The organism is Streptomyces sp. NPDC091282 (assembly GCF_044757385.1).
GTDB lineage: Bacteria > Actinomycetota > Actinomycetes > Streptomycetales > Streptomycetaceae > Streptomyces > Streptomyces gramineus.
The window spans coordinates 172,403-185,870 of the sequence record NZ_JBIVUX010000008.1; the positions used below are offsets into that span (position 1 = coordinate 172,403).

General features: G+C 72.5%; 12 protein-coding genes. 6 read left to right on the plus strand and 6 right to left on the minus strand.

The window, feature by feature from the left end; genetic code table 11:
• Positions 1-30: 30 nt before the first annotated feature.
• Positions 31-558, plus strand: a complete 528-nt coding sequence (locus ACIQOE_RS32645) for a hypothetical protein (RefSeq protein ID WP_401415289.1) — start codon at positions 31-33, stop codon at positions 556-558.
• 87 nt (positions 559-645) lie between these two features.
• Here ACIQOE_RS32645 and ACIQOE_RS32650 read toward each other — a convergent pair whose 3' ends face one another.
• Both ACIQOE_RS32650 and ACIQOE_RS32655 read right to left on the minus strand, forming a co-directional pair.
• Positions 646-1,014 carry a hypothetical protein gene (locus ACIQOE_RS32650; protein WP_401415291.1) on the minus strand — a complete coding sequence of 123 codons (369 nt, stop codon included), beginning with the start codon at positions 1,012-1,014 and terminating at the stop codon, positions 646-648.
• 107 nt (positions 1,015-1,121) lie between these two features.
• A complete protein-coding gene (locus ACIQOE_RS32655; protein WP_365574381.1) occupies positions 1,122-1,355 on the minus strand; it encodes a hypothetical protein in 234 nt (77 codons plus the stop codon).
• 151 nt (positions 1,356-1,506) lie between these two features.
• Here ACIQOE_RS32655 and ACIQOE_RS32660 point away from each other — a divergent pair, with 151 nt between their 5' ends.
• Both ACIQOE_RS32660 and ACIQOE_RS32665 read left to right on the plus strand, forming a co-directional pair.
• The gene (locus ACIQOE_RS32660; protein WP_401415293.1) at positions 1,507-2,481 is read left to right on the plus strand and encodes an NAD-dependent protein deacetylase; all 975 of its coding nucleotides are present in this window, start codon (positions 1,507-1,509) and stop codon (positions 2,479-2,481) included.
• 67 nt (positions 2,482-2,548) lie between these two features.
• Positions 2,549-3,904, plus strand: coding sequence for a mycothione reductase (locus ACIQOE_RS32665; protein ID WP_365556977.1), 1,356 nt, complete (start codon positions 2,549-2,551; stop codon positions 3,902-3,904).
• Between the two features lie 19 nt (positions 3,905-3,923).
• On the opposite strand, the gene ACIQOE_RS32670 is transcribed toward ACIQOE_RS32665, so the two are convergent.
• Positions 3,924-4,595: a Type 1 glutamine amidotransferase-like domain-containing protein gene (locus tag ACIQOE_RS32670; protein WP_399010928.1), complete on the minus strand. Its 672-nt coding sequence runs from the start codon at positions 4,593-4,595 to the stop codon at positions 3,924-3,926.
• Positions 4,596-4,782: 187 nt separating this feature from the next.
• Positions 4,783-5,802 carry an alcohol dehydrogenase gene (locus ACIQOE_RS32675; RefSeq protein WP_365556971.1) on the minus strand — a complete coding sequence of 340 codons (1,020 nt, stop codon included), beginning with the start codon at positions 5,800-5,802 and terminating at the stop codon, positions 4,783-4,785.
• A 183-nt stretch (positions 5,803-5,985) separates the two neighbouring features.
• Between ACIQOE_RS32675 and ACIQOE_RS32680 the strand changes: the two genes are divergently transcribed.
• On the plus strand, positions 5,986-6,558 hold the full coding sequence (locus ACIQOE_RS32680) for a TetR family transcriptional regulator C-terminal domain-containing protein (protein ID WP_401415296.1): 573 nt from the start codon (positions 5,986-5,988) through the stop codon (positions 6,556-6,558).
• A 118-nt stretch (positions 6,559-6,676) separates the two neighbouring features.
• On the opposite strand, the gene ACIQOE_RS32685 is transcribed toward ACIQOE_RS32680, so the two are convergent.
• Both ACIQOE_RS32685 and ACIQOE_RS32690 read right to left on the minus strand, forming a co-directional pair.
• Positions 6,677-7,201, minus strand: coding sequence for a DUF4232 domain-containing protein (locus ACIQOE_RS32685; RefSeq protein ID WP_351323281.1), 525 nt, complete (start codon positions 7,199-7,201; stop codon positions 6,677-6,679).
• A 62-nt stretch (positions 7,202-7,263) separates the two neighbouring features.
• A complete protein-coding gene (locus tag ACIQOE_RS32690; protein ID WP_401415298.1) occupies positions 7,264-8,673 on the minus strand; it encodes a peptidase S8 in 1,410 nt (469 codons plus the stop codon).
• 556 nt (positions 8,674-9,229) lie between these two features.
• Between ACIQOE_RS32690 and ACIQOE_RS32695 the strand changes: the two genes are divergently transcribed.
• Positions 9,230-12,688, plus strand: a complete 3,459-nt coding sequence (locus ACIQOE_RS32695) for a phosphodiester glycosidase family protein (RefSeq protein WP_401415300.1) — start codon at positions 9,230-9,232, stop codon at positions 12,686-12,688.
• An 80-nt stretch (positions 12,689-12,768) separates the two neighbouring features.
• A complete protein-coding gene (locus tag ACIQOE_RS32700; RefSeq protein WP_401415302.1) occupies positions 12,769-13,461 on the plus strand; it encodes an alpha/beta fold hydrolase in 693 nt (230 codons plus the stop codon).
• Positions 13,462-13,468 lie beyond the last annotated feature (7 nt).

Consider the following 13,468-nt stretch of genomic DNA (forward strand, 5'->3'; position numbering starts at 1 on the left):
GCGCCGGATCGAGGGACGGGGATACCGCTGGTGCACACGGTTCGACAGCGGCCGGTCTGGCCGTTCGTACTCACCGGCTCGGTCCTCGGCCTGGCGGTCCTCGCCGCCGTCGGAACAGGGGCGTGGGTCATCTACCGCATGTCCGACCCGGCGACGACCTTCCTGGCGGGCATCCGCGTCGACGGTTCCCGCGTCTCGGTCAAGATGCCGGCCTGCCGCACGGACGCGGTGGAGTCGGTCGAGGTTCACGACTTCGACTCCGAGGCGCTGTTGTGGCGCGCGACCGGCCCGAAGACCCCGGAGGGACGGCGGGGCGTGATCGCCCTGTGGAACGCGGACGATTTCCGCGAGGCGACCTCGGGCTCCCGGCCCGGAACCCTGCCGGCGAATCTCGACGTCTCCGTGACGTTCGCCGGGACCGGAGACGGCACGGGCGACGTGTTCGACGTCCACAGGGCCCGGACGGCACACCTTTCGGACGGGCAGTACTGGACCCGCGACGGCGCGAGGACCGCCGCGCAGATCGACGCGCAGTTCGGCTGTCACGACGGGGGATGACAGCGTGCCGCTCCGGTGTGCAGCCTCGGCGGAACCGGCCTGATCACGGACTCGTCCGGCCTGCACCCGCAGACGCCGGAGCCTGCTTCACAGCGGCAGGGATCCGTAGAGGGCCGCACCGACCGCGGCGAAGAGCGGACCCGCCCACCTGGACCGGGACGGCGCGCGTCGGCGCGCCGTGAAGTCGAGCGCCGAGGCGGCCATGACGGGCCAGAGGATGCCGAACGCGGCGCCGGCCCAGGAGAACCGGCCGGTGACGACGGCCGCGGCGGCGTACCCCACAGCGGCCGCGGCAGCGACGAACAGGAAGCCCGGTCCGTACGGGTTCCAGCTGCCGGACGGTGCCTGCCGCCGTCCCGCACGCACGGACAGCACGATCGTGGTGATCAGCGCGGCACCGGCGATCACGGTCCACAGCACGACGGGGACGACCAGGGCGGGGCTGGGCGAGCTCATGGGGTTTCCTTCTCGAAAGCCTGCTCCGGCCGGAGCAGGCTGTGTGGGCGGATGAGGTGGTGGTGCCCTGGGATGGTGCCGGAGTCGGCGCCGCCGGCGCGAGGTTTCTACAGCTTGGTCTTGATACATCTGTCGTAGACGCTGTCGAGGCCCAGGATCGCCGAACCCGAGGTGATCATCATGGTGGCGAGGCGTTGCCCGCGCAGGTAGCGGGTGCGTGCGCTCATCACGCGGGAGACGGCGGCACGAATGCCGCCCCAACTCCGGATGACCTGCCGGATCCTGCGGATCTTCGCGGTGGCGAAGCAGGCCGTGCCGAGGACCCGGAGCACGGCGCTCACGCACACGGTGATCCGCCAGGCCCGGCCCCAGGAGACCCAGCCCCTGCCCGTCGAGGTCGTACATGGTGACCGGGTCCGGCGAACAGCCGTATGCGTCGGCTCCGCTGATGGCGCCCGTCACCGGCCACCGCCGATTCCGTACCCTGGCCGCATGCGCATGCGCCCCACCCTGAGCTGGACCCCCGCCGCGGATCTGCCGCCGGGCACCACCGACCTGGGACCGGTGGTCGACGCGCTGAGCGTCGGCGGTGTGCTGGTGCTCAGCGGGGCGGGCATCTCCACGGAATCGGGTATCCCGGACTACCGGGGCAAGGACGGGAGCCTGACCCGGCACACCCCGATGACGTACCAGGACTTCACCGGCAGCGCCCACGCGCGGCGGCGCTACTGGGCGCGCAGTCATCTCGGCTGGCGCACCTTCGGGCGTGCCCTTCCCAACGCCGGGCATCTGGCCGTGGCGGCTTACGCGCGGCACGCGCACGTCACGGGTGTGATCACGCAGAACGTCGACGGTCTGCACCAGGCCGCGGGCAGCGAGGGCGTCGTGGAGCTGCACGGCAGCCTCGACCGGGTCGTCTGCCTCTCCTGCGGCACCTTCAGCGCGCGCCGCGACCTCGCCCGGCGGCTGGAGGCCGAGAACCCGGGCTTCGACCCGGTGGCCGCCGGGATCAACCCGGACGGCGACGCCGACCTCACCGACGCGCAGGTCGGCGACTTCCGGGTCGTGCCCTGCGCCGGCTGCGGCGGCGTGCTCAAGCCGGACGTGGTGTTCTTCGGGGAGGCGGTCCCGCCGCAGCGCGTCGAGCACTGCCGGCGGCTGGTCCGGGAGGCGTCCTCGCTGCTGGTCCTGGGTTCCTCGCTGACGGTGATGTCCGGGCTGCGGTTCGTCCGCCAGGCACACCAGGAGGGCAAGCCGGTGCTGATCGTCAACCAGGACCCGACCCGCGGCGACCCGCACGCCCTCACCCGGGTCGCGCTCCCCCTGGGACCCGCCCTGACCACCGTGGCCCGTCGGCTGGGCATTCCCGACGGCGGCGGACCGGCGGACCGAGGCCGCACCGGACCCTTCGGCGGCTCGCTCCCGCCCGGCGGTGGTGGCGGGCGGCGTATGCGGACAGAATTGTGATCAGTTCGACCGCTTCGCACAGCCAGTCGCCGCGAGGCCGGTGTCCCGCCGGCGGAAGGTGGAGGACATGCGGCACTACGATCTCGTCATCCTGGGGGCGGGCAGCGGGAACATGCTGCTGTCCGAGGAATTCGGGCACCTGCGGACCGCCATCGTCGAGCCCGGCCGTTTCGGCGGTACGTGCCTGAACCGGGGCTGCATCCCGAGCAAGATGTTCGTCGTCGCCGCGGACGCCGCCGAGGACGCGCGGGCGGCACGCCGCCTCGGTGTCCACGCGAGCGTCGAGCACGTCGACTGGAAGTCGGTACGGGACCGCGTGTTCGACCGTATCGATCCGCTGCACGAGAGCGCGCTGGAGTACCGCAGGAGCCAGGGCGTCGACGTGTTCACCGAGGCGGCGCACTTCGTCGCCCCGAAGGTGCTGGAGGTCGGGTCCGAGCGGATCACCGCCGAGACGTTCGTCGTCGCGGTCGGGTCCCGGCCGGTCGTGCCGGACATCCCCGGCCTCGACACCGTCGCCTTCCACACCTCCGACACGATCATGCGGATCGACGACCTGCCCGCCTCCCTCCTGGTGCTCGGCGGCGGCTTCATCGCGGCGGAGTTCGGGCACGTGTTCCAGTCGTTCGGCACGGACGTCACGATCGTGCAGCGCGGGCCGCGCCTGCTCATGGCGGAGGACGAGCAGGTCTCGCAGCGCTTCACCGAACTCGCCTCGCGGCGGCACCGCGTGCTCCTCGACTCCGAGATCACCTCGGTGGCACCGGAGGGGGACGGCGTGTCGGCCCGGGTGGCGGGCCCGGACGGCGAGCGGACGGTCGAGGCCGAGATGATGCTGGTGTGCGTCGGCCGCAGGCCCAACACCGACCGGCTGCGGGCCGCCGACGGCGGTCTGGAGATGGACTCGCACGGTCACGTCGTCACCGACGGCGCCTACCGTACGTCCGTGCCCGGCGTGTGGGCGCTCGGCGACGCGGTGAACCACTTCCAGCTCAAGCACGTCGCGAACGCCGAGTCGCGGGTGGTGCGGCACAACATCCTGCATCCGCAGGACATGCGGACGCTGCCGAACAACGTGGCCCCGCACGCGGTGTTCACCAGCCCGCAGATCGCCAGCGTCGGCCTCACCGAGCAGGAGGCGCGGCGGCGCGGCGTGGACTTCGTGGTGAGCGTCCGCGACTACTCCCAGACCGCGTACGGCTGGGCCCTGGAGGACACCACCAGTTTCGTCAAGCTGCTCGCGAGTCCCGCCGACCGCCTGCTCCTCGGCGCGCACATCATCGGCCCGCAGGCCGCCACGCTCATCCAGCCGCTGATCCAGGCCATGTCCCTGGAGCTGACGGTGGACCGGATCGGGCACGACGTCATGTACATCCACCCGGCTCTGACGGAGGCCGTCGAGCAGGCGCTGCTGGAGCTGTAGTCCGCCCGGTGCACGGAGGTCACCGTGCCGCGCCGAGCAACCGGCACGGCACGGCCCGCTCCGCGCATCCGCCGTCGCCGTCGGGTGCGACCTCGTACAGGCGGGCCTGCGCGGTGCGGGTCACGGCTTCCGTCAGGAGGCCGTCCGTGAAGAGCGCGCCGGCACCGTCCTCCAGCGCCCATCCGGCGCCGAGCGAACCGTCGGCCACCGCCGCGCGGTAGGAGGCGCGGCGGCCCGGCTCGCTGTCGTAGTGCGGGCAGACCGAGCCTCGCAGCAGGCCAAGTCCCTCAGGGAGGAACGTCAGCGGTCCGAAGGAGTCGGTGTGCGAGCCCTCGGCCCAGCAGTTGGCGCCGGCGCTGACACCGCACAGCAGCGTGCCGCGATCGCAGGCCTCGCGCAGCAACCGGTCCACGCCGTGCACGCGCCACACCGCCAGCAGGTTGGCGGTGTTCCCGCCGCCCACGTAGACGACGTCCTGGGAGATCAGGAACGCGCGCAGCGCGGCGTCGTCGAGCTCTCTGCGGAACAGCGGCAGGACGCCGGGCTCACAGGCCCGGTCCCGGAACGCCGAGAGGAACCTGTCGATGTAGGCCGCGGAGTCGCCGCTGGCCGTCGCCAGGAAGCACACCCTGGGCCGGGGGCTCCGTGCGTGACCGAGCACCCAGTCGTCCAGCAGGCCGTCGTCGTCCATGGAGAAGCCACCGCCGAGGAGAGCCACCCGGCGTACGGGAACCACGGTCACCGGAATACCTCCTCGGCACACGGGCCCGCCGGAGCGGACGGTGTCGAACGATGCCCGGCCGACGGCCGTTCCCGCAATCACGGGCTCCCGGTCACTCCCCCCCGCCGTCACCGACCGGTGCCGCCCGCGCGGACGGTCAGGCGGTGACGTCCAGGACGACGCGGAACCGGGCCTTGCCGGAGAGCATCCGCTCGTAGGCGTCCATGGCCCGCTCGAAGGGCATCGTCTCGATGGCGGGACGGATGCCGTGGGCCAGGGTGAAGGCGAGGTTGTCCTCGTTCTCGATCGAGGAGCCGGTCAGGCTGCCGACGATGCTCCGGGTGCCGAAGATCAGGTCGGCGGTGGTCACCGACAGCGGGTCCGGGGCGGCACCGACCACGACGAGCTTCCCGCCGGGCGCCAGACCGCGTACCAGCGGGTTCATGGAGGCGCCGCTCGACGCCGTGGCGACGATGACCGAGGCGCCGCCGAGGGCCGCCAGCGCCTCGCCGGGGTCGGTCTGCGCGCTGTCGATGTACTCGTGCGCGCCCAGCTGACGGGCGAGCGGCTCCTTCTCCTTGCCGCGGGCGACCGCGGCGACCCGGAAGCCGAGGCTGCGGGCGTACTGGAGGGCGAGGTGCCCCAGCCCGCCGATGCCCTGCACGGCCACCAGGCTGCCCGCCCGGACGGAGTCCTGCTGGAGCGCGGAGAAGGTGGTCAGCCCGGCGCAGAGCAGGGGGGCGGCCTCGGCCGCGGGCATGCCGTCGGGGATGCGGACCAGTCCGCTGGCGCGCGCGTAGGTCACCTCGGCGTACCCGCCGTCGGTGGTCGTGCCCGTCTGTGCCTGGTCGAGGCAGTTGACGAAGTCGCCGCGCCGGCACGGCTCGCACTCGCCGCAGTGCCCGTTCAGGAAGCCGACCCCGACGCGGTCGCCGGGATGCCAGGCGGTGACGCCCGGCCCCACGGCGTCGATCACGCCGACGATCTCGTGGCCCGGTACGAGGGGAGTCGACGGGTCGGCGCGCAGGCCCTCCACGGCGAGGACGTCGGAGTGGCAGACGCCGCAGGTCTCCACCCGGAGCCGGACGTGTCCGGGCGCCGGGTCGGCCAGTTCGCGCTCGACCAGCCGGAGGTTGTGGACGCCGGTGGCCTCGAAGGCCCGGTAGGTGGTGGACATGGAAGCTCCTCGGTACCGCGCCCGGCCGGTACGGACCGGCGGGGCTCTGGGGGACGGTGTCTCATTCAATATGACCGGTCGTCTTGAGAATCGCAAGCCCTGCCGGCCGGCACACGCGGACTCATGGAACCGGGCTTGACGGCGGGCAAGACGACCGGACATATTAATGAGGAGGTGATCAGAATGGCACGTGCGTCCAAGCGCGAGGAGATCGCGCAGGCGGCTCTGGAGCAGTTCCGCACCCGGGGCTTCAACGCCACCGGCATCAGTGACATCACCTCGGCCGCCGGCGCACCGAAGGGTTCGTTCTACAACCACTTCGCCAGCAAGGAGGACAGCGCCCTGGAGGCGCTCGAACGCTATGCCGCCGGTCTGCGCTTCGACATGCTCGACGCGGCCGGGCAGCCTCCGCTGGAAAGGCTCCGGGCGCACTTCGCGTTCATGGGCGCGGACACGGTGGACAGCGGCTTCGCGCGGGGATGCCTGGTCGGCAATTTCGGCGCCGAGGTGGCCGACCACTCCGAGGAGATCCGCTCGGCGGTCCAGCGCGGCTTCCAGCAGTGGGCCGCGCACATCGCGCGTGTGCTGACCGAGGCCCAGGAGGCGGGCGAGGTCGGTACCGGGCTCGACGTGCGGGCGACCGCGCTCTTCGTCCTCAGTGCCTGGGAGGGCGCGCTGATCGCGGCCCGCGCGGACAAGTCCTCCGCCCCCATCGACGCGTTCTTCCAGCTGGTGTTCGACGTCCTGCTGCGCTGAGCCCGCCCGCGCGGCACCCCGTGCGCACCGGTTGTGCGGCCGGCGGTCGGCCGCCGGCCGCACGATCACGCGGGATCACACCGCCCGCGACCGCCGCAGCGCGGTCCGCGGGCGACGGTCAGTGCTGCTCTTCCTGGCCCAGGCCGATGCCGGTCGTCCAGGACGTGATGTACACCCCGCCCTTGTAGATGTCGGTGGTGCCGGGGAAGAGGAAGCTCGTCGCACGGCTGCTGCCGTCGGGCATGGCCAGCTGGAGCCCGTTGACCTGCGCCTTGTTCTCGGGTGCGTCCGGGACCGAGTAGGCGATGGTCGTGTGCAGCGGCGAGTCGGGGCGCAGCACGAGGGTGCCGCCGCGGCCGTTGACGGTCACCGGGATCTTGTCGGTCTGGTCCGGCGGAGAGCTCAGGGTGATCAGCGGGGTGTCGCTGAGGCTGCAGGTGATGCCGTCGTGCGCGAGCAGTGTCAGGTCGAAACTGCGGTGGCCGAGCCCGTAGGAGTAGCCGCCGAAGTAGAAGGAGACATTGCCGGTGGTGCAGGGACGTACGGCGGGCTTGGCGGGGCTGGCGCTCGCCATCGCGGAGCCGGTCAGGAGCATGACGGACAGTGCCGCCGCTACGGCCGTGGCCCGAGTTCTTCTGCGCATGGGGGCGGGTCCTCTCGATTCTCGTCGGTGGAAGCCGGATCAGGGGTGACGGACGGGACGGGTCAGAACGCGCCGAGACCGTGGGGCATGCCGATGCCGGTCAGCCCGTCCCAGCCGGCGCCCGCGGTGCACAGCGAGGCGCGGATCCCGGGGTAGTCGGCGCACTGCCGGTAGTCCTCGTTGGTGCCGCCGGTGACGTCGGTGAAGTCGGACGCCGGGGCCTGGTAGAGGGTGTTGGGTCCCTGGACGGCGGAGAGGTGCCCGGCACGGGCGTACAGCCCCGCTATGTAGGGCGCGGAGGCGCTGGTGCCGCCGACGATGGTCCAGTCGACGGGTTCGCCGCTGCTCGGCGCGTACGTGTCGTAGACGGCCAGGCCGGTCGCCGGGTCGGCGTCCGCGGAGACGTCGGCGGCCGCGCGGTGGTGGCCGCAGGCGGCGGTGACCGCGGCGGGCTGGCCGGTGGCTGCGGTGAAGTCCGTCTCGCAGCCGCTTCCGGCGGCCCACCAGCCCGTCGCGGGGCCGTCGGCGGGCAGGGTGACGCCGCCGACGGCGGTCACCGAGGGCAGGTTGGACGGCCATGCCTGGTGGATGCCGCCGTTGAAGCCGGAGTCGCCGGTGGAGGCGGTGATCGCGACGCCCTTGTGCCTGAGCGACTTGAGAGAGGCGCCGCTGGTGTTGGTCACGTCCGCGGTGTAGCCGTAACTGATGCTGACGGCCGAGGCGCCGGCGGCCACCGCCGTGTCGACCGCCTTGGCGAAGTCGCCGGTGGAGACGTCGTTGTCGTCCTCGCCGTCCTGCCAGGGCACGGAGATCTCCAGCAGGTGGCAGGTGGGGCAGGCCGCGGAGGCGGCGTCGAGGTCGAGCGAGGTCTCGACGGCGACGTCCTCCTCCAGCGCCGCGCCGGGACCGCTCTTCTGCGGTGCCGGCTGCTTGCCGCCGGTGTAGTTCTTGAGCGTCAGGCAGCCGGACGCCGTGTCGCAGGCGGGCAGCCCGAAAGCGGCGCGGTAGGCGGCCAGGTCGGAGGCCAGATTGGCGTCGACGCCCGCGTCGATGATCGCGACGGTCGCGGTGCTCTTCGACTTCGCCGGCAGGCCGTAGGCCTTGGCGAGGTCCTGCGGCCCGTAACCGGCGGGCGCGGACGCGTGCAGCGGAGTGTCGCTGCCCTTCTTCTCCGTGACGATCTGGGCCGCGCACCGGGGGCAGACGGCGCGCGCGCCGTGCGTGTCCAGCAGGGACCCGGCCCGCACCTCCTGCCGCAGCCGTACGACCGGATCGCCGCCGCCGTCGGCGGCTGCCGTCCGTACGGTGCCGCCGCCCGCGGGTGCCGCGGCCACGGCCTGCGTGCCGGACAGCGCCCCGGTCAGCAGGGCGGAGACCACGAGCAGGACGGCCGCGCCGCCGGTCGCCCGACGGCCCCCGACGACCGCGCGTACGCCCCTGCGCAGGGCGGTTCTTCCTCTTCTACGATCCACGGATCCACGAATCCCTTCTGCGTTCCCCTGGTGGGGTGCGACGCGAGACGACGCGTCACGCTCGTGTGATCCACACCGACGCGGAAAGGTTCGCCGGGCGGGCGACTTTTTTTTCTGACGGGTCGTCATGCACGCCCTTTGCAGGGCGAGTCGAGGGCGACGGGAGCCGGTCCGGCCGTCAGCTCGACGGCAACGGAGACCAACTGCGTTCCGCGAAGGGCTCGTTCGCCGGGCATGCGGCACCGGCGCCGGCCCACGGCAGTCGGGTGCGGCGGAAGCGAGGGGTCGAGCGGGCACTCCCCCAGCCGTGACGGCACCGGACGCCCTTCCGATGCCGGGAGCGGGCCGGGCGGGTGCCGGGGCTTCGATGGCCGCGGCCGGCGGAAAGTTCGGACGGAACCGAGAGTTGGCGAGATGTTCGCGAAGCGGGCGGAGCGCCCACCGGGATGGTCATCTCGCACACCCTGAACCGATACCCGCGGTCTGCCGGGCAGGTGTGCGGTGGTCGTTGCGCGCCGGGAGCACCGGCGCGCACGACTGCAAGGACAGAACCCACATGACACTTCGCGAGAAGAGACCCGCGCCCGCCGGCCCGCGCCGCACGGCGGTGGCCGCGGTGGCCCTGGCGCTCATCGCCTCCGTGACCGGAGCGGGCATCGCCTTCGGCTCCGACGCCGCCACGGCCGGCGGCGGCCACGGGCACGGCCACACGGCACCGGGCGACTGGCTCCCGGACACCCCGGAGAACTGGCCGCTGGTGGTGGACCGGACCCGTACGCCGTCCGAGACCGTCACCCGCGGCCTGAAGCACTACAGCGAGACCTACGACACGGTCGGCGGCCGGCAGCACATCCAGGTCCTCCAGGCCGACCTGACCGACCCGAACCTGCGGGTGGGCATGGTCGAGGCCGACGACACCCTCACCGACCCGGCGGACGAGACGCCGTCGTCGATGGCCCACCGGACCCACGCGGTGGCCGGTGTCAACGGCGACTACTTCGAGATCCACGCGAGCGGGCGCCCCGTCGGCGGCGTCATGACCGACGGCCGGCTGCTCAAGAGCCCCAAGGCGGGCTTCGCCTCCCAGCTCGCCGTCAAGGCCGACGGCACCCTGGTCATGGGCCCCGAGACCTTCTCGGGCACCATCACCGCCGGGACCGCGACCCGTGCGCTCACCTCGGTGAACACCGTGAACGACGTGGCGGGCGGCGGGATCACGGAGGTGACCCCCGACCTCGGCGAGACCCCCGGTCTGACCAAGGCGTCCACGCTGGTGGCCGGGCACGGCACCGCCGGCGGGTTCGTCGTCGACCGGGTGCGGACCGGCATCACCACCGTGCCGCGGCTGGCCGCGGACGAGACCGGCCTGCTGGGCGCCGGCGACGGCGGGCAGTGGCTCTCCGACACGCTGCACACCGGCGACACCGTCCGGATCGCCACCCGGCTGTCCCCCGATAACGATGTCACGCAGCTGATCAGCGGCGTCGACACCCTGGTCAAGGACGGCAAGGTCTACCAGGACCCGACCGGCACCCCGCCGAGCGGCGCCAACCCGGAGACCGCCGTCGGCATCACCAAGGACGGCAGGCACGCCATCGTCGTCGCCATCGACGGCCACGGCGGCGCCGACACCGCCTTCGGCGTGACCCCGGAGCAGGCCGCGGGCTACCTGGTCGCGCACGGCGCGTACACCGGCATGCTCTTCGACGGCGGCGGCTCCACCGGCATGGTCAGCCGCGCCCCCGGCGCCGACCGGGCCGAGGTCGTCAACACGCCCTCCGACCTGCCCGGCAACACCGAACGCCCGGTCGCCAACGGCATCTTCTTCTACTCGACGGCCAAGCAGGCCGAGGCCGCCCGCACGGTGGTCGTGAACGACGGGAAGACGGTCACCACCGTGACCGGCGGCTCCGTCCCGCTGCCGGTGCACGCCGTCGACCGGTTCGCCAACCCGGCGTCCGGTGAGACCCACGTCCGCGTCGAGCCCGCGAGCCTCGCCGGCTACCAGGACGGCAGGCTCACCCCGCACCGCTCGGGCACCGGCCGGATCATCGCCTGGAACGGCAGCGCGTCCACGTCGGAGAAGCTGGAGGTCGTCAGCAGGCTGAAGACCCTCACCGTCTCTCCCGACCAGGCCGACCTCGACAACGGCGGCACCCGGCAGCTGACCCTGTCCGGCACCGACCAGGACGGCGACCGGGTGCAGATCCCCGCCGAGGCCGCCACCTGGCGGACGGACCCGGCGAACCTCGGCGGCGTGGACGCCCACGGGCTGTTCACCGCGGGCGCCGACGACGGCGGCCTCGCCGACGTGAGCGCGAGCGTCGCGGGTGCCACCGGCACGGCGTCGATCGCGGTCGGCAGTGTCAGCAAGGTCATCGACCCGATGAACAGCCTCGACCACTGGCGGCTCAGCAACAACACGACCGGCAAGCCGGCCACGCTGTCCGCAGACGCCGGGGTCGTACCGCCCGGCTCCACCGAGTCCGGATCCCTGAAGCTCGACTACGCGATGCCGGCCGGTTCCGGCGTCAAGCAGCTCGTCCTCACGCCGAACGTCACCCTCAAGACCGACACCGCGGGCGGCCACGTCCCCACCGCGATCGGCATGTGGATCAAGGGCGACGGCAACGGCATCGAGCTGGCCGAGCGGTACATCGGCGTCAACGGCGCGGCGACCACGCTGTATCCGACGTACGTCACCTGGAAGGACTGGCACCTCGCCGTCGCGCAGCTGCCCGCGGGCATGCAGTTCCCGCTGACCATCAGCTTCGTCGACTTCCTGGCCATCAGCCCGAGCACCGCCTACGACGGCTCGCTGAACGTGGCGGGCCTCCAGGCGCTGTACTCGCCCCGGCCGGTGACCGAACCCGACTACCACGCCGTACCGGACAACCCGAAGTGGCTGTCCCACGAGGAGGACTCGGCGGACTTCGCCCGGCACGGCAGCACGCTGCTCGCCGGTGACGACGCCCACCTGCTGGCCTCCGACCCCGGGTCGGTCAGCAGCAACGTGATGGACTCCGTCGCCGGTCGGCTGCCCTCCCTGAGCCCGCAGGCCCGCCCGGACGCCGCGCAGTTCCTCGGTGACATGGCCGACGACGGCAAGCTCGCCGACCTCCAATTCGCCAAGTCGAAGATGGACGCGCTCGGTGTCCCCGAGCGGGACATCGTCGGCAACCACGAGATCACCCAGGGCGCAGACGCCGAGAACGGCAACTACAGCGACACCTTCGGCGACACCCACTACGCCTACGGCCTGGGTGCGGCGCGGCTGATCGTCACCGACAACGCGCACGGCAGCCTCCAGTCCTCGGACCCCTTCCAGGACCCCGAGGGCGCCCAGTACCCGTGGCTGGTCCAGCAGTTGACGGACACCACCGCCAAGGACGTCCTGGTCATCACGCACATGCCGGCCTACGACCCGCACCCGGCCGCGAACAGCCAGTTCACGGACCGCTGGGAGGCCCGCATGTACCTGCGGCTGGTGCAGCGCTTCCAGCAGACCCACCCGAAGCAGCACGTGATCATGATGTACGGCCACGCCCGCGGCTTCGCCGAGCAGATCCTCGACCCCGAGGGCCACCCCACCACGGTGGAGAAGGGCGGCATCCCGCAGTTCACCTTCGCCGACCTCGGCATGCCCGCCTATGCGCCCGCGGACCAGGGCGGCTTCTACCACTTCGGGCTGGTCCGCATCGGCGACGACGGTGACCTCCAGTACACCGTCGAGCCCGCGCTCGCCTCGATCACGGTGCGGGGCCCGAAGGACCCGATCGCCAAGGGCGACCACGTCACCCTGACCGCGGACGGCGACCAGGTCACCGGCGACAACATCGCTCCGCTCACCGTCCCGGTCGCGGACCCCGCCTCGCACGTGTGGTCCTCCGCCGACCCGAGGATCGCCTCGGTGGACCCGGCCACCGGTGCCCTCACCGCCCACCGTCCCGGCAGCGTCACCGTCTCGGTGACCTCCGGCGGCGTCACGGGCAGCACGCGGGTCGTCGTACGGTGACCCGCTGACCGACGAGGGGGTGCCCGGCGCGGCCGGGCACCCCCTCCCCCGGCGGGAGCGCACCGCCCTACGATGACGCGGTGAAGTTCCTCATGGTGCCGGGCGGTTGGCAGGGCGGCTGGGTGTTCGACGCGGTGGCCGCCGAGCTGCGCCGGGAGGGTCATCGGGTCGAGGCGGTGACGCTGTCGGGTCTGGAGCCGGACGTCCCGGCCGACCCGGACCGTCCGCCGAACCTGGACGACCACATCGCGCAGGTGGCCGGGACGGTCGAGCGGAGCGACGGATCGCCCCTCGCCCTGTGCGGGCACAGTTACGCCGGTCTGGTGATCGCCGGTGTCGCGGACCGGCTCGGCGACCGGCTCGCCCAGCTCGTCTTCATCGACGCCTACGTGCCCGACGACGGCGACTCGTGCTGGTCCTTGACCAGTGACGGTTTCCGCGAGCTGTTCATCGCCGGCGCGCGGGGCGACGGCCGGTGGGTCGCCGTCCCGGACGGCCTCGACCCTCGTGCGCGTCCGCATCCGATGGCGAGCTTCGTCCAGTCGGTCAGGCTGGAGGGCGGCAGCGGCGGCACGTACGGCCGGACGTACATCAGCGGTGGCGCGTGGGCGGGCAGTCCGTTCGTGGCCCTCACCGAACGGCTGCGCGCCGACTCGGGGTGGCGGGTCCACGAGATTCCGGTCGGCCACAACATCGCCCGCCGCGACCCGCAGGGCCTCGCGGCCGTCCTCGGCGCGCTGCCGCCGGGTCCCGCCCGCCCCGCGGACCGGTGAGACCGTC